The organism is Nocardia niigatensis NBRC 100131, from assembly GCF_000308655.1.
Lineage (GTDB): Bacteria > Actinomycetota > Actinomycetes > Mycobacteriales > Mycobacteriaceae > Nocardia > Nocardia niigatensis.
Genome location: NZ_BAGC01000113.1, coordinates 166,118 through 185,907, shown reverse-complemented (window position 1 = coordinate 185,907; position 19,790 = coordinate 166,118). Strand labels below are relative to the sequence as shown.

Annotated in this window: 17 protein-coding genes; 9 read left to right on the top strand and 8 right to left on the bottom strand. The window is 67.3% G+C overall.

Annotated elements, in window-relative coordinates:
- Positions 1-67 precede the first annotated feature (67 nt).
- The 3 genes from ON33_RS36320 to ON33_RS36310 all read left to right on the top strand — a co-directional run bounded on the left by ON33_RS36320 (position 68) and on the right by ON33_RS36310 (position 8,355).
- A complete protein-coding gene (locus ON33_RS36320) occupies positions 68-4,372 on the top strand; it encodes an nSTAND1 domain-containing NTPase (RefSeq protein ID WP_040863669.1) in 4,305 nt (1,434 codons plus the stop codon).
- Entirely contained in the window at positions 4,369-5,256 is an 888-nt protein-coding gene (locus tag ON33_RS36315) for a DUF4231 domain-containing protein (RefSeq protein ID WP_040863668.1), read from the top strand. Before ON33_RS36320 ends, ON33_RS36315 begins: the two co-directional genes overlap by 4 nt.
- A gap of 87 nt (positions 5,257-5,343) precedes the next feature.
- The gene (locus ON33_RS36310) at positions 5,344-8,355 is read left to right on the top strand and encodes an alpha-mannosidase (RefSeq protein WP_040863667.1); all 3,012 of its coding nucleotides are present in this window, start codon (positions 5,344-5,346) and stop codon (positions 8,353-8,355) included.
- A 55-nt stretch (positions 8,356-8,410) separates the two neighbouring features.
- Here ON33_RS36310 and ON33_RS36305 read toward each other — a convergent pair whose 3' ends face one another.
- From ON33_RS36305 to ON33_RS36290, 4 genes are all read right to left on the bottom strand, one after another.
- Positions 8,411-8,842, bottom strand: coding sequence for a hypothetical protein (locus tag ON33_RS36305; protein ID WP_040863666.1), 432 nt, complete (start codon positions 8,840-8,842; stop codon positions 8,411-8,413).
- 606 nt (positions 8,843-9,448) lie between these two features.
- Complete coding sequence (locus ON33_RS36300; RefSeq protein WP_040863665.1) at positions 9,449-9,799, bottom strand: hypothetical protein; 351 nt, start codon at positions 9,797-9,799, stop codon at positions 9,449-9,451.
- A gap of 91 nt (positions 9,800-9,890) precedes the next feature.
- Positions 9,891-10,070: a hypothetical protein gene (locus ON33_RS36295; protein ID WP_157184927.1), complete on the bottom strand. Its 180-nt coding sequence runs from the start codon at positions 10,068-10,070 to the stop codon at positions 9,891-9,893.
- Between the two features lie 161 nt (positions 10,071-10,231).
- Positions 10,232-11,599, bottom strand: coding sequence for an ABC1 kinase family protein (locus ON33_RS36290; protein ID WP_040863663.1), 1,368 nt, complete (start codon positions 11,597-11,599; stop codon positions 10,232-10,234).
- Between the two features lie 181 nt (positions 11,600-11,780).
- Between ON33_RS36290 and ON33_RS36285 the strand changes: the two genes are divergently transcribed.
- Positions 11,781-13,331: an acyl-CoA carboxylase subunit beta gene (locus ON33_RS36285; RefSeq protein WP_040863662.1), complete on the top strand. Its 1,551-nt coding sequence runs from the start codon at positions 11,781-11,783 to the stop codon at positions 13,329-13,331.
- A gap of 58 nt (positions 13,332-13,389) precedes the next feature.
- On the opposite strand, the gene ON33_RS36280 is transcribed toward ON33_RS36285, so the two are convergent.
- Both ON33_RS36280 and ON33_RS36275 read right to left on the bottom strand, forming a co-directional pair.
- Positions 13,390-14,760 (bottom strand): lipase family protein, encoded by a 1,371-nt coding sequence (locus ON33_RS36280; protein WP_083869573.1) that lies wholly within the window; start codon positions 14,758-14,760, stop codon positions 13,390-13,392.
- 185 nt (positions 14,761-14,945) lie between these two features.
- Entirely contained in the window at positions 14,946-15,779 is an 834-nt protein-coding gene (locus ON33_RS36275; protein WP_051153419.1) for an acyl-CoA thioesterase domain-containing protein, read from the bottom strand.
- A 143-nt stretch (positions 15,780-15,922) separates the two neighbouring features.
- Between ON33_RS36275 and ON33_RS36270 the strand changes: the two genes are divergently transcribed.
- The 3 genes from ON33_RS36270 to ON33_RS36260 all read left to right on the top strand — a co-directional run bounded on the left by ON33_RS36270 (position 15,923) and on the right by ON33_RS36260 (position 17,428).
- Complete coding sequence (locus ON33_RS36270; protein ID WP_040863661.1) at positions 15,923-16,510, top strand: hypothetical protein; 588 nt, start codon at positions 15,923-15,925, stop codon at positions 16,508-16,510.
- Positions 16,511-16,579: 69 nt separating this feature from the next.
- Positions 16,580-16,825, top strand: coding sequence for a hypothetical protein (locus tag ON33_RS36265; RefSeq protein WP_051153400.1), 246 nt, complete (start codon positions 16,580-16,582; stop codon positions 16,823-16,825).
- Between the two features lie 354 nt (positions 16,826-17,179).
- On the top strand, positions 17,180-17,428 hold the full coding sequence (locus ON33_RS36260) for a hypothetical protein (RefSeq protein ID WP_033089065.1): 249 nt from the start codon (positions 17,180-17,182) through the stop codon (positions 17,426-17,428).
- Positions 17,429-17,522: 94 nt separating this feature from the next.
- Here ON33_RS36260 and ON33_RS36255 read toward each other — a convergent pair whose 3' ends face one another.
- Together ON33_RS36255 and ON33_RS36250 are read right to left on the bottom strand one after the other, a co-directional pair.
- On the bottom strand, positions 17,523-18,410 hold the full coding sequence (locus ON33_RS36255) for a Sco1979 family transcriptional regulator (protein WP_040863660.1): 888 nt from the start codon (positions 18,408-18,410) through the stop codon (positions 17,523-17,525).
- An 86-nt stretch (positions 18,411-18,496) separates the two neighbouring features.
- Positions 18,497-18,727: a DUF397 domain-containing protein gene (locus ON33_RS36250; RefSeq protein ID WP_040863659.1), complete on the bottom strand. Its 231-nt coding sequence runs from the start codon at positions 18,725-18,727 to the stop codon at positions 18,497-18,499.
- A 438-nt stretch (positions 18,728-19,165) separates the two neighbouring features.
- Here ON33_RS36250 and ON33_RS36245 point away from each other — a divergent pair, with 438 nt between their 5' ends.
- Positions 19,166-19,348, top strand: a complete 183-nt coding sequence (locus ON33_RS36245; RefSeq protein ID WP_040863743.1) for a hypothetical protein — start codon at positions 19,166-19,168, stop codon at positions 19,346-19,348.
- Between the two features lie 135 nt (positions 19,349-19,483).
- Positions 19,484-19,777, top strand: coding sequence for a hypothetical protein (locus ON33_RS36240; RefSeq protein ID WP_051153399.1), 294 nt, complete (start codon positions 19,484-19,486; stop codon positions 19,775-19,777).
- The last annotated feature ends 13 nt before the right edge of the window (positions 19,778-19,790 follow it).

The following is a 19,790-nucleotide window of genomic DNA, read 5'->3' as shown; positions in this document are numbered from 1 at the left end:
ATATCACCTTGGGTCCGAGTAATGCGGTACTCATGACGCGGCCGCCGAAGGTGGCGACACTCAGGGAATGGCGCGCATCTTCCTCAGCCATTCCAGCCGGGACAACCGGCAGGCTATCGCGCTGAAGGCCTGGCTCGTCGCGCAGAATCCCGATCTTGCCGACGAGATCTTCCTCGACCTGGACCCCGACACGGGGATCGCGCCCGGGGTCCGTTGGAAAGACGCGCTGGTCCGCGCCGCTTCCCGGTGTGAGGCCGTGATCTGCCTGATGTCGGAGCACTGGGATTCGTCGCCCGAATGCCGCACCGAGATCCGGACCGCGGAGAACCTGAACAAACGCATATTCGCCGCCCGCCTGGAGCCGCTCGTGAGCCGCGAATCCACCCGGGACTGGCAGCAATGCGATCTGTTCCCCGCCGGCCCGACGACTACCATCGCCGTGACCGGGGGACCGCCCGTCGAATTCGCGACCGAGGGACTGCGGCGGCTGTGGCGGGGTTTGCGGGAAGCGGGCATCGGGGCCGAATATTTCGAATGGCCACCGTCGAATGATCCCCGGCGCGCGCCCTATCGGGGGTGGGAGCCGTTCGAGGCGATCGACGCGGCCGTGTACTTCGGCCGGGATGCGCAGATCGTGCGCGGGCTGGACATGATGCGCGGCATGCGGACCTCCCGCGTCGAGAATCTGTTCGTCATCCTCGGCCCGTCGGGCACGGGCAAGTCCTCGTTCCTGCGGGCGGGACTACTCCCCCGCCTGAGCCGGGACGACCGGCATTTCCTGGTGCTCGACATCGTCCGGCCCGAACGGGCCGCGGTCACCGGTCCGGTCGGCCTGGCCGCCTCGGTCTTCGCGGTGCGTCAGCGGCTGGGTCTCACGCAACCGACCCTCGGCGCGGTCAAGGCGGCCTGCGCCTCCGATCCCGGGCAGGTCACCACCTGGCTGCGTGAGGCTCAGACCGCCGCGACGGACGGGCCGGCCGAGTCGAGCGACACCGTGCCGCCGACGATCGTGCTCCCGGTGGATCAGGCCGAGGAACTGTTCGGCGGCGAGGCCGGACCCGAGGCCGGGATGTTCCAGTCGATTCTCGCCCGGCTGGTCGCCGACGGCCTGGATATCATTGCCGCCCTGACCATTCGGGCCGACCGCTACGAGCCGCTGCAGACCTCACCGGCCTTGGCGGCCGTGAAGAGCGTGGTGTTCGACGAGCTGCGGCCCCTGCAACCCGCCCGGTTCGCCGAGGTCGTCCAGGGCCCGGCACAGCGCGCGACCGCGGCCGGCAGTCCGCTCACGGTGCGCGAGGACCTCGTGGAACGACTGCTCGCCGACTGCGCGGACAGCGCGAACCCGCTGCCGCTGTTGTCCCTGACCCTGTGGCGGCTGTTCCTCGACTACGCCGCCGACGGCGAACTGACCGTCGCCGACTACACGGCGATGGGCGGGATGGCGCACGTGGTCGAGTCGGAGATCGATTCGATTCTCGCCCAGGACGACTCGCAGCGGCAGCAGCAACTGGCCGAGTTGCGTGCGGCCTTCGTACCCTGGCTCGCCACCATCGCCCCCGACAACGACCAGCCGCTGCGCCGCATCGCCCGCCTCGCCGACCTGCCCGCCACCAGCCGCCCGCTCATCGCCGCGTTCGTCGACCACCGACTGGTGGTCCAGGACGAGCGCGGCGGCGAGACCACCGTCGAGGTCGCGCTGGAAAGCCTGCTGAGCGAATGGCCCGTACTCGCCCAATGGCTGCGCGAGGAGGCCACCGATCTGCGGACCGCCGACGGCCTCGACCGGGCCGCCACCGAATGGGAGAGCAGCGGACGCGACCCCGCCTGGCTGATGTCGGGCGCCCGGCTCGGCGAGGCCGAAAAAGTGGCGGCCACACCGGCATTCGCCAATCGACTGGCCTGTGCGCGCGAATTCCTCACGGCTTCCCGGCAGCGGCAGGATGCCGAGATGGCCGCCGAACAGCGTCGGCACGAAAAGGAACTGAGCGACGCGCGTGCCTACGCCGACGGACTCCGCCGCCGGTCCCATATCCTGCGGGCGGTACTGGCACTCACCGTCATAGCGGCGCTGGTCGCCGGATTCTTCGCGGTCCGAACCACATTGGCGCAGAACGAGGCCGATCGGCGGCTCCACGAAGCGACCGCGCTGCGCCTAGTCTCCGAAGGACAGGCCATGCTCGCCGGGGTCCGGCCGGGCGGTGACACCCGAGCCATCCAACAGATCCTCGCCGCGCGCCAGATCGGGTCGCATCCCGACGACGGCGCGGTCCTCGACGCGCTGGCGACGACATCCGCCCAGGTGAAGGTATTCGACACGCCCGCACAGGATTCCGTCACAGCATTTGCCGTCAGCCCCGACGGGCGACATGCGGCGTCGGCGAGCGCGGGAAGGGTACAACTGCGGGACGGAGTCACCGGCCGAACTACAGGCACTCCATTCGACTCGAATAACAGGAGTGCCGTGACCAGCCTGGCATACAGCGCGGACAGCACCCGGCTCGCCTCCGCAGGCAATGACGGAACGGTCCAGGTTTGGGATGCGCAGACCGGTTCGCATATTGCCGGTCCCTTCCAGACAGGACGTGCGGCGGTCTTGTCGGTGGCATTCAGCGGGGATGGACAACGTGTGGCCGCCTGCATGTTCCCAGGCGCGATCCAGATATGGGATGTCATTGCGGGACAACAGGTTCGCACAATACCGAAGACCGATATGGCCTTTCAGATCGCCTTCCTGCCCGGAGGAAACCGGGTCGTCGCCGCCACCAATTCCGGAATCGAACTCTGGGACGCCGAATCCGGTGCGGTGGTCGCGAAAGCCCCAGACCAGGAGGACCAGTCCGCGTTTGCCGTCGTGGTCGCTCCGGGCGGCGGCCTGATCGCTTCCGGCGGCTCGGACAAACTAGTGCACTTCTGGGACGCGACAACCCTGCAGCCGGCCGGAGCGGTGCTCAGCGGTCACGACGAAGCCCTGGGAGCCATCGCATTCAGTGCAGATGGGCGCACTGTCGCATCCGGCAGCTCGGACGGCATGATTCGCCTGTGGGACGTCGCGTCCCGGCAGCCGGTCGGCACCCCTTTGACGGGGCATCACAGCGGTGTGAAGGGTGTCGGCTTCACCGCCGACGGGCACGGGGTGCTGTCGGGCGGCGATGAGACCGTCCGAGTGTGGAACGCCAATTCCGCCGCAACGCTTGGCACGGTGATCGCGGCGGACGACACCGCGGTGATGTCGGTCCACTACAGCGCGGACGGCACCCGCTTGATATCCGCCGGCGCCCGGAACGATCCCGGTTCGAGTATGCCCGGCGTTATTCGCATCTGGGACGCGGCCACGGGAGCCGTCGTCACGAGCATCTCGACTGACCCCTTTCTACCTGCCAATGCAGTGTTCAGCCCCGATGGTGACCGTATTCTTGCCCTGGAGATGGGTTACAGGAGGCCGACCGATCGGGAACCGGTAACTATCGATGACCTGATCCTCTTCTACACGCTCGCAACGTTCGACGCGAAAACCGGTGCGCCTGTCGCTGAATGGGAGATCGACGCGCAGAAGGTGGTGACCACATCGGTGCTGAGTCCAGACGGAACCCAGCTGGCCACGGTCGGTGGCCTGGTGCCGAAGAACTTTTCGACCGAGGGTTTCCGCGCCTATGACCCGACATCGCCCACCTTCGGGCTCGACTTCAGTGTGATGCTCTGGGATCCGAGCACCGGGCAACGTCTCGGCACTCCGATCGACGAGCACTCGATGGTCAGCGCCGCGGCGTTCAGCCCAGACAGCCAACACATCGTCACCAACGGTGGATCTGCCGAACTCGAGATCTGGGATTCGCAGTCCCATCGTCAGATCGGGGATCCGTTCTCCGACACCAGCAAGTCGACAGTCCTCGCGTTCAGCCCCGACGGACGGCGCATCGCCTCCGCGAGCTACGACTCCATCCGGCTGTTCGACACCGACTCACGGAAGCTGATCAGTGACTCGATGACAGATCCTCTGGGAGCTATCAACGCCGTATCGTTCAGTACCGATGGCCGATACGTGATCGCGGGGGCCGGTAAGTCAGTTCGAATCTGGGATGGTAACTCCGGCCTTCCGGTCGGCAAACCGATGATCGGCACTGCCGACGCCATCCAAGCGCTGGCCGTCAGCCCTGACGACCACCAGCTCGCGACCATCGGCTCACCGCTCGGCGTAGACGACCACGCGGTCATCCACACCTGGCCCGGACCAGCCGTCTGGCCGGATCGGTTGTGCGACAAGCTCAGCGCGAACATGAGCCACAAGGAGTGGAACGAGTGGGTGTCGCCCGGTATCCCGTACCGCAAGGCCTGCCCCGGCCTGCCGATCGCACCGGACTCGGACTCATGAGCGCGGCAGACGACCGGGTCGTCGCGGAACTCTGGGCCCATCGGCTGCGCTGGTCCCGGACGGCCTGCCGGCTGAAGCACCGGCTCGATCAGGCGCGGATCACCGCGTTCGCGGCTACCACCATCGGTGCGCTGTGCACGACCGCGACCACGACCGTGCTGCATTCGGGTGGCGCGGCACGGACCGGGATCGCGGCGGTCGGCGCGGTGTGTCTCGCTCTGGCGGCCTTCGTCGGAATCCAGTACCTCACGCCTGATGCCGTGCGAGCGTGGACGCGGGCGCGCGCGACGTCGGAGGGCATCAAGCGGTTGATCTTCGAATTCCGGGCGGGCGCCCGGACCGATGTGAATGCGCTACGCCACGAGGTCGCCGACATCGTCGCCGCCGTGGCCGATCTGCTGCCCTCTGTCGATACCGATGCGATGCCGATTACCCCGCCGCCGGCCACCCTGACGCCGGAAGCGTATGTCCGGCAACGAATTCAGGGGCAGATCGACGACTACTACCGGCCGATGGCCCGCCGGTACACACAGCGCACGGCACGCTGGCGCAGATTCGCGATCGCTCTGGGTATGGCGACCGCGCTGGTCGCCGCCGCGGCAGCCCTGGCCCCGGCCTCCGGCCCCACCGCTCTGGCTCCGTGGGTGGCGGTCCTCACGACCGCCACCGCGAACATCGCCGCCTACCTGACCGCGCAGCGCTACGACTACCTGGCCATGACCTATCTCGCGGCCGCTCACCGCCTCCGCAACCTCGCCGACGACTGGGCCGCGGGAGGGCTCTGCGACTGGCCCGCGTTCGTCTCCGCCTGCGAATCCGTCATCGCCACCGAGAACACCGCGTGGATGGCGAAGTGGACCGAAAGCACCAACGCCCGCTCCTGATCATCCCGGCAGGCAGGCCCCGCGGCCGATAGAGTCGGGCGCAACACGGTTTGCCGGTCCCGACCCACGTTCGAGGGAGCCACCGTCATGCACGATGACCGCCGGTTGATCGAGGACAGGCTCGGGCGCGTGCTCGGCCGCATCGTCCCCGCAGTCCATCCCGAATCGGTACCACTACAGGTCTCGATCTGGGCAGCGCCGGGCGAACCGGTGCCGGTCGCGGAAGGGCTGGCCGCGCCGCGAACCCCGACCGCACCGGGCGCCCGCTGGGGAGCGCCGTGGGGCACCAGCTGGCTGACGGTCGAGGGCACCGTGCCGCAGAGCTGGGCCGGCCGGACGGTCGAGGCCATCATCGATCTCGGATTCGACCAGGGCATGACCGGATTCCAGTGCGAGGGCCTGGTGTATCTCCCCGACGGATCACCGGTGAAGGGATTGCATCCCCGCAATCAGTGGGTGCGGGTGGCGGCCCCGGCGACCGGCGGTGAGCAGGTGCTGCTGCACGTGGAGGCGGCGGCGAATCCGGTCATCCCGTTCTTCGGGCCGACCGGGCTGGGCGATCGGGAGACCGCCGGGCACGAGCCCCGATACCGTTTGGGCCGGATGGATCTCGTGGTGTTCGACGAGGAGGTCTGGCAGCTGGTGCAGGATCTCGAGGTGCTCGGGGAGCTCATGCACGAGATGCCGGAGGATCCCGCGCGGCGCTACGACATCGTGCGGGCCATCGAACGCGCCCTCGACGCCCTCGACCTCCAGCACGTGAACGCGGGCGCGAGCGCCGCCCGCGCCTGCCTGGCCGAGGTGCTCGCGCGGCCCGCCACCGCCTCGGCGCACCGGATCTCTGCGGTCGGGCACGCCCACATCGACACGGCCTGGCTGTGGCCGCTGCGCGAAACCGTGCGCAAGGTCGCGCGTACCGCCGCCAATATGACCGCCCTGCTCGACGACGACCCCGACTTCATCTTCACCATGTCCCAGGCGGCACAATACGATTTCCTCAAGCAGCATCGGCCCGAGGTATACGCGCGGGTCAAGGCGGCGGTCGCCGAAGGGCGGTTCGTGCCGACCGGCGGCATGTGGGTCGAATCCGACACCAATATGCCGGGCTCGGAGGCCATGGCGCGGCAGTTCGTGCACGGCAAGCGGTTCTTCCTCGAAGAGTTCGGCATCGACAACAAGGAGGCCTGGCTGCCCGACACCTTCGGCTTCGCCGCCGGGCTGCCCCAGATCATCAAGGCGGCGGGCTCCAAATGGCTGCTGACGCAGAAGATCTCGTGGAGTCAGACCAACCAGTTCCCGCACCACACCTTCCTGTGGGAAGGCATCGACGGGACCCGCATCTTCACCCACTTCCCGCCCATCGACACCTACAACTGCTCGATGCAGGGCCGCGAGATCGCCCACGCGGCACGGAATTTCAAGGAGAAGGGCCGGGCCACCCGGTCGCTCGCACCGACCGGATGGGGCGACGGCGGCGGCGGGACCACCCGCGAGATGATCGCCAAAGCGGCCCGCATGCGTGATCTGGAGGGTTCGCCGACGGTCCGCTGGGAGCGGCCCGCCGACTTCTTCGCCGCGGCCCAGGCCGAATACCCGAACCCGGCGGTGTGGGTCGGCGAGCTGTACCTGGAGCTGCATCGCGCGACCCTGACCAGCCAGGCCAGGACCAAGCAGGGCAATCGGCGCAGTGAACATCTGCTGCGCGAAGCCGAGCTGTGGGCGGCCACCGCGGCTGTCCGGGTCGGGGCCGAGTACCCCGCCGCCGAACTGGACCGGCTCTGGAAGACCGTGCTGTTGCACCAGTTCCACGACATCCTGCCCGGATCCTCGATCGCGTGGGTGCATCGGGAGGCCGAGCGCGCCTACACCGAGGTCGCCGCCGAGCTGTCGGCGATCATCGAGCGCGCGCAATGGGCGCTCGGCGGTGAACGGTCCGGGCCCAATATCTTCAATCCGGCCCCACACGCCTGGCGCGGGATACCCGCCGGCGGCGCGGCGGTCGAGGAGACGGGCCGGAACTGCACGGTGACCGAGCGGGCCGGCGGCGGGTTCGAGCTGGAGAACGGCCTGGTGCTGGCCGAGGTCGATGCCCGCGGGCTGCTGGTGTCGATGTACGACATTCGGAATGATCGCGAAACCCTGCCACCGGGTGCGACGGCGAATCTGCTGCAGCTGCACCAGGATTACCCGAACTCCTGGGACGCGTGGGATGTCGACCGGTTCTACCGCAATACCGTCACCGATCTGATCGACGTCGACTTCCTTGCGGCGGAGACGGATTCACCGGCCTCGGTCGCGGTCCGCCTCGGACGATCCTTCGGGTCCTCGACGGTCGAGCAGACCCTCACCCTGAGAGCGGGCGACCCGGCCCTGGAGATCGCCACCTCCGTCGACTGGCACGAGACGGAGAAATTCCTCAAGCTCGCGTTCCCCCTGGATATCCACGCCGACCGGTACGCGTCCGAAACCCAGTTCGGCCACCTCTTCCGCCCCACCCACACCAACACCAGTTGGGAGTACGCCAAATTCGAGGCGTGCAATCACCGTTTCATCCAGCTGGCCGAACCCGGCTGGGGCGTCGCCCTGGTCAACGACTCCACCTACGGCCACGACCTCACCCGCACGGTCCGTCCGGACGGGGGCGCCACCGTCACCGTGCGCGCCTCGCTGCTGCGGGCGCCGCGATTCCCCGACCCAGACACCGACCACGGCACCCACCGTTTCCGGCACGCCCTGGTTCCCGGCGCCTCGATCACCGACGCGGTCCGGGCGGGCTACCGCATCAATCTGCCGCCCTTCACACCCGGGGTCGCCGAACCCGTCGCCCCGCTGGTCACCGTCGACAACGACGACGTCGTGACCAGCGCCGTCAAACTCGCCGACGACGGGTCGGGTGATGTGATCGTGCGCGTCTACGAGGCCGGCGGCGGCCGCGCCTCGGCGCGGCTGACCCCCGAATTCGAGAACACCGGCTTCCAGTGCTGCGATCTGCTGGAGCGACCGCTACCCGACGAGCCGAGCGCGACACCGGAGGACCGGGGAATTCGATTGCGCCTGCGGCCTTTCCAGCTCGTCACTCTCCGATTCGGCCGCCCGTGACGCCATTCGCGTACCGAACTCCGAAAACCCGTGTCCCACAGCGGACGTGGTTCGTTCAGCTCGACCGCACATAGTTGAATCGCCGGCCGCTCTGATCCAGGGAACTGAAATTCCCGACGGTGGGACCGGGCGTCGGGCAGACGAACGCCGTACTCTTCACCATCGCCCGCTCATTACCCGGTCGCGCGACATCCTCGCCGCTGTCCGTCAGGCGCAAAGTGGCCGAGAATCCGCCGGTGGGAATGACGGTATAGATGCCCTCGCCGATCCCGAAGCGAGAACTGCGAAATGCGATGCCGCCCGCACCGTCGAAACTCAGCACATTCGAGGGATCCTCCGCCGCGACGAACTCCCCGCGATAGTCCCCGAGGCTCGCTCCGCACGATCCCGCGGCCGCCCCGACGGGCGCCGCGCCGATCACCGCGGCGGAAACCGCCAGCGTGAGCGCCGCCGTGATGGCGATCCTGGAACCCGGCCCTACAGTCATTCGATTTCCTCCCGGTCGGTCCTCCGACTGGCAGGGAACAACAGAATCGGACGAATCCACCGCAGACACGCCCGTTCGTGATCGAAACGTGCACTGAAGCAGCCCATAGCCCGATAATCCGGGAGCGAATTAATCCGACCAATTAGTCTGCTTGTGCCGCAGCTCAATTCAAAGCCCAGTACATACGATCGGCAGGTCCGCGACATTCCGAGACGACGTTGCTTGCCACGAATTGCGTTGAGCTGGTTGTAGCGTCATATTCCATGACACGAAAGAAAGCCATCGGCCTGCTTGTCGGTGCGTTCGTTTGTGCAACCGTATTCACCCTGAACCCCTCCGCGGCGTGGGGTTCGGGCGATATCGGTACGCCACCCGCGAGTCCCGGAGCTCCCCACGGCCCCGCCGGCAACGGCCCGGCGGCGGTGGCACCGGAAAGGATCGTTCCGGTCCCGCCTCCCGCCGGTGGATTCCTCTGCAACACTCCCTGACAGTTCCATCCGACCTACTGCCAATTCCCACGTCCCCCGTCCATCTCCCGTCTCGTGCCGTCGCCACGCGAACAGGCTTGCGGCACGAGCGGCATACACACAGCCGCGGCCGCCCGAATCAGGCCGCGATCGCCGAGGACAGCTGCCGCAACACGAGCTGCGGATCGGCGACATCCACGACCAGGCGGGTGATCTCCGACCCCGCCAGATCGATCAGCACGCCCTGACCGTCGAAGCGCGTATCCCAGAATTCCTTGCGGCCCTTGCCGCGGAAGATGCCCGCGGCGATCACGCCCGGGAAGAACGTGCCCGGCGCCCGCACCCACGGCGGACGCAGATCCACCGGCGCCGGCGCGAGGGCGGTGACCTGGGACAGATCGAAGCTGACGTGCTCCCGCAGCGCGAGCAGACGGTGAGCGCCGGTGACGTGCAGCGTCACAGTGGTTCCGGTGACCTCGATTTCGACCATTCCGCACCTCACGCGCTCGCCCGACACTGTTTCCGTTCTCCACAGTGCCGGGCGAATCTGGTCGTAGCCTGAGCGTTTCCTGGCTCTTCTCTCAGGCTTTCCCGCCCAGTTCGGCGGCCGGCCGGGCGCCATGTGCGGGCAGATCCGCCCGCAGCTTGCCGGCCCGCGCCTTCGCCTCCGCGCGCCGCTGCTCGATCTCCTCGTTGGTCAGCCGCTGTGGTCCGAACCGCTCGGCGGCCTGCGCGTGCGCCTGCACCGACGCCGCCCGCATCATGCGCTCGGCCCGGTCGCGGGCCTTGTCCGGGTAGCTGGTGATCAGGTCGGCGTGCCGGAGCTGGTATTTCCGGCTACGAGAAGAACGATGACGGTCGCCGCTGACCGGATGCCGACAGCGCGCGCTGACGGCAACATGGCCGTCAGCGCGGAACGCTGTCAGTCGGCGGGAAGGGTGAGGCCGTCCTCGGCGACCTTGGCGGCCACCTCGGCGGGGAAGATATTGCGGAACAGGTACAGGTCGCGGCCCAGCTTCCAGCCGGGAGCCAGTGCCACCGCGTAGCGCTCGAAGTAGCCGAGCTGCTTGCCCATCATGACCAGCTGTTGCGGACCCGACGCGCCGCGGCGCTTGCCGAATTCGAGCAGGCGGGCCGAGACCACACCCAGGTCGAGCCGGTCGAGGCTACCCGAGAGCACCGGGCCCAGGGCCACGGCCAGCTGGCGGCCGATGGTGGCGTCGTCGCCGCTGTCGTCGGAGACCAGGTCCAGTTTGCGCAGGGCGCGCGCGACCGGACGGAAGTCGTTGTCGATGGAGCTGGCGAAGAACAGGGCCCGCACGAACTCGCGCCACTCGGTCTCCATGCGTCCGACGATGCCGAAATCGAGCATGGCAACCCGGCCGTCGTCGAGCAGCCACAGGTTGCCGGCGTGCACGTCACCGTGGAAGAGACCGTGCACCGCAACCGATTCCATCCACGCCTTCACCAGGCGACGGATCAGCAGCTCCGGTTCCGGATGCGCCGCGCGGATGTCGTCGAAGCGGTCCAACGGCATGCCGCGCATGCGTTCCATGCACAGCACCCGCGGCGCGCAGTACTCCCAATACACCTCGGGCACGGCCACATTGGTGTTGTCGCCGAAGGCCGTCAGATGGTCGCGGGCCTGGGTCTGATTGTCGGCCTCGATGAGGAAGTTCAGTTCGGCGACGGTCGCCTCGTACAGGTCCCGCACCACCGCCTGGGCATTGGCGACGCGGGCGTTCTCCGACCGCTTCTCCAGCGCGCGCGCCAGCCGCATGGCCGCGCGCAGATCAACGATCATGCGCCGGGCGATCTCGGGCCGCTGCACCTTCACCACCGCGGGTCGGCCGTCGGCCAGCACGCACGCGTGTACCTGCGCGATGGAGGCCGCCGACAGCGGTTCGTCGTCGAATTCGCGGAACAGCTCCGCGATCGGCTTGCCCAGATCGGCCTCGATGATGGCGCGGGCGTCCGCGGCCGGGAAGGGCGGGACGTCATCGAGGCAGCGCAGGCAGGCGTCGGCCAGCTCGCGCGGGAACGCGCCCGGCGAGGACGCGATGAGCTGGCCCAGTTTCACGAACATCGGGCCCAGCGTCTCGAAGCCGTTCACCACGCCCTCGGCCGCGGCGCGCTTGCGCTTGGCGGGACGCAGGCCGCGGCGCAGCACGCTGCTCACGACCGAACCACCCAGTACGGCACCGACCATGGAGGTCCGCCGCCACTCCGAGAACCCGAAGGTGTCGAGGTCGGGCCGAATCACCTCGGGCGTCCCCGCTCGCACAGTCATAGGTGAACTCACGGGCCGCAGTGTATCGCCGACCTTGCTAACAACACGGCATAGGTTACCGACACGTTTATTGGTTCGCGGTCGGCAGTGCACGGTACCGTGGGCGGTCGAGCCGCGATCCGGCTCGAAACGGGCGCGATCGAGCCCGCTCCGATGTCGGCGGAAAGGCAAGACCGAGGTAATGACGGGTACAGCGGAAAAGCTGGCGGAACTGCGCAAGCTCCTGGAGATCGCCGAAGAGCCCACCGGCGAGAAGGGCATCCAGAAGCGTCTTGCCAAAGGCGTTGCCAGCGCCCGAAAACGGGTCAACATGCTGCTGGACCAGGGCAGCTTTGTCGAGATGGGCGCGCTCATGCGCTCGCCCGGTCAGCCCAACGCGCTCTACGGCGACGGTGTGGTCACCGGTCGCGGCACCATCGACGGCCGCCCGGTCGTGGTCATCTCCCACGAGTCGACGGTGCAGGGTGGCTCGGTCGGTGAGAGCTTCGGCCGCCGCGTCCGCGTCGCCATGGAATTCGCGTACAACAACGCCTGCCCGGTCGTCGTCATCAACGACTCGGGTGGCGCGCGCATCCAGGAGGGCGTGACCTCGCTGGCCTGGTACGCCACCATGTGCCGGCTGCAGGAGGACCTGTCGGGTTACGTGCCGATGGTCGCGGTCATGTTCGGCAAGTGCGCGGCCGGTTCGGTGTACGGCCCGGTCAATATGGACGTGCTCGTCGCGACCGACAAGTCGTACATGTTCGTCACCGGGCCCGAGGTCATCAAGGGCATCACCGGCGAGGAGATCAGCGCCGACGAACTGGGCGGCGCGGCCGTGCAGTCCCGCAACGGCCTGCTGCACCATGTCGCCGACTCCGAGGCCGCCGCGCTGCAGTGGGCGCGCGAATACCTCAGCTACATGCCGACCAGCTGCCTGGAGCAGCCGCCGATCATCAACCCGGGCCTCGAACCGGAGATCACCGACTCCGATCGGGAGCTGGACCGGATCATCCCGGACTCCGACCGCCAGGGCTACGACATGCACGAGGTGCTGCTGCGGCTCTTCGACGACGGCGCGTTCCTCGAGGTCGGTGCGGGCGCCGCGCAGAACCTCATCACCGGCTTCGCCCGCGTGGACGGCCGCCCGGTCGGCGTCGTCGCCAACCAGCCGATGGTGCTGGGCGGCGCGCTGGACGCGGCCTGTTCGGACAAGGGCGCGTACTTCATCCGGCTCTGCGACGCCTTCAACATCCCGCTCGTCTATGTCGTCGACACCCCGGGCGTGTTGCCGGGCGTCGAGGAGGAGCGGCTCGGCGTCATCAAGCGCGGCGGCCGCATGTTCCGCGCGCTCATCGAGGCCACGGTCCCGATCATCACCATCGTGACCCGCAAGGCCTACGGCGGCGGCTACGCGGTCATGGGCTGCAAGCAGCTGGGCGCCGACATCAACCTGGCGTGGCCGACCGCCCGCATCGCGGTCATCGGCGCGGACGGCATGGTCACCGTCACCGGTAAGAAGACCCTCGCCGCCACCCCGCCGGAACAGCGCGACACCGTGCGCCAGCAGATGGTGGACTTCTACAACGCGCTCATCGACAACCCGTGGGTGGCCGCGGAGCGCGGCTACATCGACGCGGTCATCGAGCCCTCCTCGACCCGCCTCGAGATCCGCAAGGCGCTGCGCCTGCTCCGCGACAAGAACGCGGTTCGCAAGCACAACCCGCGCAAGCACAACCTGTTCCCGATGTAAGGGACTTTCCCCGGAACCCCTTTCACCGCCGCGAGGCCGTGGAAGGGGTTGGCCGCGTTCAGCATTCGTCGGGCGCGGGTATGCCCTGCAGTCGTGCGTCGAGCCAGGTGAGGGATTCGGGATAGCCGGTGGCCGCGGCGACGAAGTGCTCGCCGAAGACGCTGCGGTAGACCGCCGGCACCCCGAGCGAGCACTGCTCCTCGTAGAGGTTCTTCGCGCCCACCGCGGGCACCCAGAATTCCTGCTCGCCGTTGTAGATGAACAGCGGCACAGGCGATTTCTTTCCGTCCATGCGGGTGACGCGGTAGATCTCGTGGGCCAGATCGCTGTTCAGCGGGTCCGGGATATTGGCCGCGATGTCGATGGGCAGCTGCAGCACGCCCGGCACCGCGAACACCTCACTGCACTGGCTGTTGATCACCGACACCGCCGCCCACTGCGCCAGATGGTTCATGCGGGCCAGGATTTCGGGCCGCTCGCGGCCGATGCCGAAGACCGCGGCCAGGAACACCCCCGAGGCCAGATTGGCGTTCATGGAGTGCGCCAGCAGGCTGAAATCGGCGGGCACGCCGCCCAGGGCCGCGCCGACCACCACCTCGGAGAGCTCAGGGGCGTACTCGGACATGAGCTTCACCGCGCCGTTGGTGGCGATGGCCCCGCCGGAGTAGCCGATCATGCCGAACCTGCTGTCGCCCAGCTCATCCGGGAGCTGATTGCGCACCGCGCGAATGGCGTCGAGGATGGCGTGCCCGGCCACGATGGGCTCGGCATAGGCCATGCGCGGGCCCTCGTGGTCGGTGATCAGCACCGCGTAGCCGCGCAGCAGCGCCAGCTGGGTGGTGGGCAGGATATACCCGGTGAAGTTGGAGACCCGGGAGAAGCCGTGTGCGAGCGTGTAACTGGGGTTGCAGTCGCGGCCCAGCGCGTCGATGGGCAGGTTGTTGACCACCACCGGCCGCTCGCCCGGCCCGGTCCAATCACCCACCGGCAGCACCAGACTGACAATGCCGTAGGAGGCCTCGTCGTGAGAGTCGTTGGTGCGGTATTTCAGTTGCAGGACCTGCCGCACCGGCACGATCAGTGTGGGTGCGGCCGTGGCGGTTACATCGCGGACCGCGACGATGCCGCCCGGGTCAACACCGTCGAGCCCGTCGGGCCAGGCGTCGACGAAGGAGTCACCGATGGCGGCGGGCATGGCCGCGGCCCGCAGCGCCGCCAATTCCGGTGTCAGGTCCGGAGTGTCGACCAAGGGTGAGTTCGCCGGAGCCGGGCTCAGGGCCGGTGCGGGGATCACCTCGTCGATCCACTGTTGGATCTCGGGCAGTGAGGGCAAGGCGATTCCGGGCGGGATCGTGGGCGCTCCGTTGTCGGGTGGTTGTGCGAATCCCGGTGCGGCGCCGTAGCCGAGGATCGTGCACCACCCGATCATCAAGGCACCAACAATATTTCGCAGGCGACACAGCACAAAAACCCCTACGGATCAGAAATTGTCGGGCGAACCGGGCAGCTCCTCGTCTCTCGCGCGCCCGAGCCTACTGGGACAGTCTGATCCGCACTCCGGACTCGTCGCTTCGACGCAACATCGAGACCGTGCCGTGCCCGGAAATTGCCGTTTCACATCCGCCGGCGCATCACCATGTCCAGCTGCGCGGTGCTGATCTGCCGTCCGGCATTGGACACCGAGGTCACCATGCAGCTGCCGAAGGAGCCGATCCGGTCGAACAGGGTGGCGACGCCGACCGCCAGGCCGCGCTCGCTGAAGTGGCTGTCGGCCTCCACACCGATCTCGGTGCCCACCGGCTGACGGGAAAGCCCCAGCGTCATATCGGTATTGATGAACCCGATGCCCTTGTCACCCCAGTTGGTCATCATGCTGGCGGCCTCGGCCACCACGCCGACCCGCACGAACGGGGTCAGCTCCTCGCCCGTCACCACCCGAATCGGGTTCTGCCAGGTGCGTTTCCGGAGGTTGTTCTCGTGCTCGGTGGGCACCGAGCTCCACGCCGGCGAGTTTTCCCCGCTGTGGAACAGCGGTATCTGCGGCAGCGGCGAGGGCGGCGCGATCTCCAGCGACGGCGGCTCCGGCTCCCGCTCGCGCCGCCACAGCTCCCCCGGCGGCTGCTCGGCCGGCTGCAGCAGCACCGCGGTGGCGCGCGCGGCCACCGTGCCGCCCTGCACCACGCTCACGTCCGCGACCCGGATCCGCCGGCCGTCGCGCACCCGCACGCTCGGGGTGGTGGCGTGCTCGAAGCGCGCCGCGCTGAACAGGTCCACGGTCAGCCGCACCGGCACGAACCCGTCGGTGGCATGCCCGCGCTCGAGCTCGCGCGCCAGCAGGCCGGTCAGGGCCGGGCCGACCACCTGCGCCGAGGACCACTGGCTGGCCGCGAACGACGTCGGGAAGAACCCGCCGTCCACCTCGTCGAAATACGCGGGCACATCCACCACGACACCGGCTCCGTCCACTCAGGTTGATCGATCCACTACTTCTCAGACCTAACACACGCGAGGAAACCGCTTCAATCCAGGGCCCGCTGGATGGGCACGGCACGTTCCGGATTAGCCCGCGAGATCACGGGTACGCCATCACTATGGTCCGTTCCATCGACCGGCTGCTCGGCACCCTCACGCGCACCGTCCACGTCCTGCAGGACAACGACATTCCCTGTGCCGTCACCGGCGACTGCGCGGTGTACGCCCGCGGCGGACCGGTCACCGGCCCGCAGTCCGAGGTCGACGTACTGCTGCGGCCCGCGGACGTGACACGCGGGCTGAGCCTGCTGGCCGCCGCCGGACTGCGACCGCCGCTGAAGACGGCCGACACCGAGCGGACCACACTGTACGACCGCGACATTCGCGTCGACCTGGTCTTTCGGCCCAACTATCGTCCCGTCACCGACGCGCTGCTGGCACGGGCCGAGCGACTGCCCATCGGCTCGATCGCCGCGCCCGTGGTGACGGTCGCCGACTTCCTGGTGGACGAACTCACCGTGTCCGATCCGCAGCGGGTGGATTTCACCCGGCTGCTGAACATCGCGCGGGAATTGCGTGCCCAGGTCGACTGGGAGCGGGTGCGGCGCGAAACGGCGGGCTCACCCTATGCGCGCGCGTTTCTCGGCCTGCTGGACGATCTGGGGATCACCGACGGCCGTAGCGAACGCGGGTCCCCCGCGGTGTGATTCACCCACACCGGCCCGGGTATCCCGGTTGTTATCGCCACCGCATCACCCGGAGAAAGGACAGCCTCGATGCCTGTCACTCCGCCCGCCTACGACGAGACCCACAATCTCCCCGGACCGATTCTGGCCGCGACCGGAATCGTCGCGATCGCTTTGACTTTGACCACCGCCGGTTACGGCGCACTCAGCTGGAGCGCCCTGTTCGGGCTCGCCGGCGCGGTGTGCCTGCGTTTCGGAATCGGCCTGATGGTCATCGAGCACCGCCGGATCAAAGCCGCGATGCGCCGGGACGCGGCCCGTCAGGAGCGAGTTTGAGCGCTTCGCCGGCCGTGTTTGCGCCCGTCAGGGCCAAGTTTGATCTTCCGCAAATTCCTGGATAAAGCGGAACAGTCCATTCCCTCCGGAACTTTCGATCGGAAGTACTGGAAAAGCCCTGCTCGGGGCCGAAAGCAACCTTTTGCCAACCCTGGTTTCGCAAACTCATAGCATCCCGAAAACTACTCTGGCGCTGGGAATTCGATGTTGCAGATGTACTTGCATCTGCGCAATGCACGGTCATAGACTCGTCGTGCAAGGCACTAATAAGGGGACAACCAGAGAGCCGAGCGGTGAATCACCGGCGATTCTTCGCCCACGGTTAGCCGTCGGCCTGGCGTCAGGGGCGTTCGAATGAACCAGCCAATCAACCTCAGCCGACTCGGGTTTGCCGACAGAAGTCAGCCGGAGCAAACCTATTCACGTGAGACGGCAACCGCTTTCGTCATCCGCCAGGTCGAATCCACCGGAGCGGCCACTCGGTATGACTTCGACATCGAGCGGATCGTCACCACGGCGCATGCCATGGTGAACGACTGGGATCTGCACACCATGCAGCCGGAGGCGTTCTGGCGTATCGCCTCCAGTTTCATCAGGCAGTAATCCGAATCCGGCCGTGCCGCAGGCCCACTCGTCAAGGTCGGCGGCACGCTGATAGGGGCCCCGTAAGGGGCCCCTTATCCGTATGTACGGACTTTCAGTCGAGCTCGGACGCGATCCGCGCCAGCTCCTTGCGCGAGCGCTCCGGCGGCTCCGCCTGCACACTCAGCTGGTCCATGACCTGACGGTAGAGCTCCAGATCCTGTCGGCGGTCCAGATACAGCGCGCTCGTCAACTGCTCGAGATAGACGATGTCGGGGAGTTCGGACTCGGCGAAGCGGAGCATGGTGAACGAACTTCCCGCAGCCGCATGGCCACCCGCCGCGTAAGGCAGCACCTGGATGGTCACATTGGGCAATTTGGACATATCGATGAGGTGCTCGATCTGACCGCGAAGCACGCCAGGACCGCCGACGGGGCGGTGCAGCACCGCCTCGTCCAGGACGGCCCAGAAGCTCGGCGCGCCGTCGCGGGTGAGTAGCTCCTGGCGACGCCGGCGCAGCGAGACGCGGCGCTCTCCATCCGCGTCGTGCCCGAGAGCGACGACCGAGCGAGCGTAGTCCGGGGTCTGCAGCAGACCCGGGACCAGCTGCCCCTCATAGGTACGAATGGATTTCGCCGCGTGCTCGAGGCCCAGATAGGTTTCGAACCAGGGCGGCAGCAGATCGCTGTAGCGATGCCACCATCCCGGCTGGTTGGCCTTGCGAACCAGTTCGAGGAACTGCTCGCGCTCGCCGGGATCGTCAACGCCGTACAGCGCCAACAGATCCCGGATATCGCGCTCCTTGAATCCGGTCCGACCGAGTTCCAGACGACTGATCTTCGCGTGAGAGCCGCGGATGTGATCACCCGCGGCCTCACGTGTAATACCGCTCTGTTCCCTCAGCTTCCGTAGCTGGCTACCGACCGCGATGCGCAGTGCGGTCGGGCCACGTTCGGCGACAGCGGAATCCGCCCGATCGTGGGCAACGGGTTCTGCGATCATGGGGTCCACTCCGATGCTCGGGTTTGCCGTCAGTGGACTCACAACCGTCTGTCGCGAACCACCGCGCCGATTGCCAATGCTACCGCTCAGCGCGCGAGGTCGTCGAATTCTCCACTCTTCGCGCCGCGCAGGAACGCGTCGATCTCCGGTCGCGTGTACACGATCAGCGAGCCCTCGGGGTCGCGGGAGTTGCGCACGGCCACCTGTCCATCGGACATGGGGGCCATCTCCACGCAGTTCCCACTGGGATTGCTGAATGTGCTCTTGCGCCACAACAGGTTCGAGCGATCGATCGGGGTTGCCGAGATGTCCGTCATTTCAGACTCCTTGCCAGTACCGCCCGCAGACGGTGGTCCCAGTACTTGCAAATGTTCGATCAGGTGTACTTACAGTTGCAACCGCAAGCACGACGATAGCACGCAGATTGCCCGGCATCGATGGCCTCGGAAGAGCACATCCTTTGCAACACAACAGGTTTGATCTTGGTTCACCGAAAGGCCAAGCAAAGTTGCGAAGGATTTCGGACAATACCGGCTCGCCGATCCCGTTCGTCCGATTGCTCCCGGAAACTCGATGTCCGAATAGTCACGTGACGCCAGAGTTCGCGGCCGACAGCGGGATTGGAGCCGGCGGGGATCCGGGCCTCAGCCGGGGAAACCGGATTCGAGCGTGCAGATGTGCTTGCATCTGTACGATCCGGGATCCTAAACTCGGTGGATCATCCCCTAATCGGCCAGAGGCATCCCATGACGCAGATGCTCGTCCGTTCCACCGATGTGGCAGCTCGGAACGAAATTCCCAACGATTGCGCGGTCGAACCGCGCACCCTCACCTATCGCCAGGCCCGCGCCATCCTGCGCGCGCACGATCAGCACTTCGCGTGCCGACAGTATCTGGCGGCCGTAGCCTATCTGTCCGCGGACAACGACGTGGACTGAATGTACCGGGCGCGCGCACTATTGCTTTCGCGCGTCCACACCCGATGACCTTTCAGAGCACGACTTCCCTTGCGCGGCACCACGTCCGGCGGGTACTCCGGAGATGGACATGCCATCACGCGGAAGAGCGCCGAGATGTTTCTTATTGCCGCCCACGAGCTGTTGACGCAGCTTCAGCACGCGCAGATCTCCAATCCGACCCCCGAGACCCCGCCGGTGGCGGACAAGCTGATGCGGCTGGTCCGGTACTTCACCTGGTTCGTCCTGCTCTCAGGGGTGCTGGCCATCACCTATGCGGGTGGCCGCTTCGCCTGGGAGAAGTGGAGCGGCGGCGGCGTGCAGGCGCCCAAGCAGGTGGCCGGCGCGCTCGTCGGCGGGATCATCGCGACGAGCGCGGGCACCATCATGAATGCCGTGATCGGGCAATAATTTCTGCCAAGCG

Excerpts from the sequence above, each read along its gene's own strand:
- ON33_RS36285 (WP_040863662.1), top strand. The coding sequence starts at position 11,781 with ATGACGGGTACAGCGGAAAAGCTGGCGGAACTGCGCAAGCTCCTGGAG.
- ON33_RS36290 (WP_040863663.1), bottom strand. The coding sequence starts at position 11,599 with ATGACTGTGCGAGCGGGGACGCCCGAGGTGATTCGGCCCGACCTCGAC.
- ON33_RS36245 (WP_040863743.1), top strand. The coding sequence starts at position 19,166 with ATGCTCGTCCGTTCCACCGATGTGGCAGCTCGGAACGAAATTCCCAAC.
- ON33_RS36265 (WP_051153400.1), top strand. The coding sequence starts at position 16,580 with ATGCCTGTCACTCCGCCCGCCTACGACGAGACCCACAATCTCCCCGGA.
- ON33_RS36250 (WP_040863659.1), bottom strand. The coding sequence starts at position 18,727 with ATGACGGACATCTCGGCAACCCCGATCGATCGCTCGAACCTGTTGTGG.
- ON33_RS36280 (WP_083869573.1), bottom strand. The coding sequence starts at position 14,760 with ATGATCGGGTGGTGCACGATCCTCGGCTACGGCGCCGCACCGGGATTC.
- ON33_RS36320 (WP_040863669.1), top strand. The coding sequence starts at position 68 with ATGGCGCGCATCTTCCTCAGCCATTCCAGCCGGGACAACCGGCAGGCT.
- ON33_RS36305 (WP_040863666.1), bottom strand. The coding sequence starts at position 8,842 with ATGACTGTAGGGCCGGGTTCCAGGATCGCCATCACGGCGGCGCTCACG.
- ON33_RS36240 (WP_051153399.1), top strand. The coding sequence starts at position 19,484 with ATGTTTCTTATTGCCGCCCACGAGCTGTTGACGCAGCTTCAGCACGCG.
- ON33_RS36310 (WP_040863667.1), top strand. The coding sequence starts at position 5,344 with ATGCACGATGACCGCCGGTTGATCGAGGACAGGCTCGGGCGCGTGCTC.
- ON33_RS36270 (WP_040863661.1), top strand. The coding sequence starts at position 15,923 with ATGGTCCGTTCCATCGACCGGCTGCTCGGCACCCTCACGCGCACCGTC.
- ON33_RS36300 (WP_040863665.1), bottom strand. The coding sequence starts at position 9,799 with ATGGTCGAAATCGAGGTCACCGGAACCACTGTGACGCTGCACGTCACC.
- ON33_RS36315 (WP_040863668.1), top strand. The coding sequence starts at position 4,369 with ATGAGCGCGGCAGACGACCGGGTCGTCGCGGAACTCTGGGCCCATCGG.
- ON33_RS36295 (WP_157184927.1), bottom strand. The coding sequence starts at position 10,070 with ATGCGGGCGGCGTCGGTGCAGGCGCACGCGCAGGCCGCCGAGCGGTTC.
- ON33_RS36260 (WP_033089065.1), top strand. The coding sequence starts at position 17,180 with ATGAACCAGCCAATCAACCTCAGCCGACTCGGGTTTGCCGACAGAAGT.
- ON33_RS36255 (WP_040863660.1), bottom strand. The coding sequence starts at position 18,410 with ATGATCGCAGAACCCGTTGCCCACGATCGGGCGGATTCCGCTGTCGCC.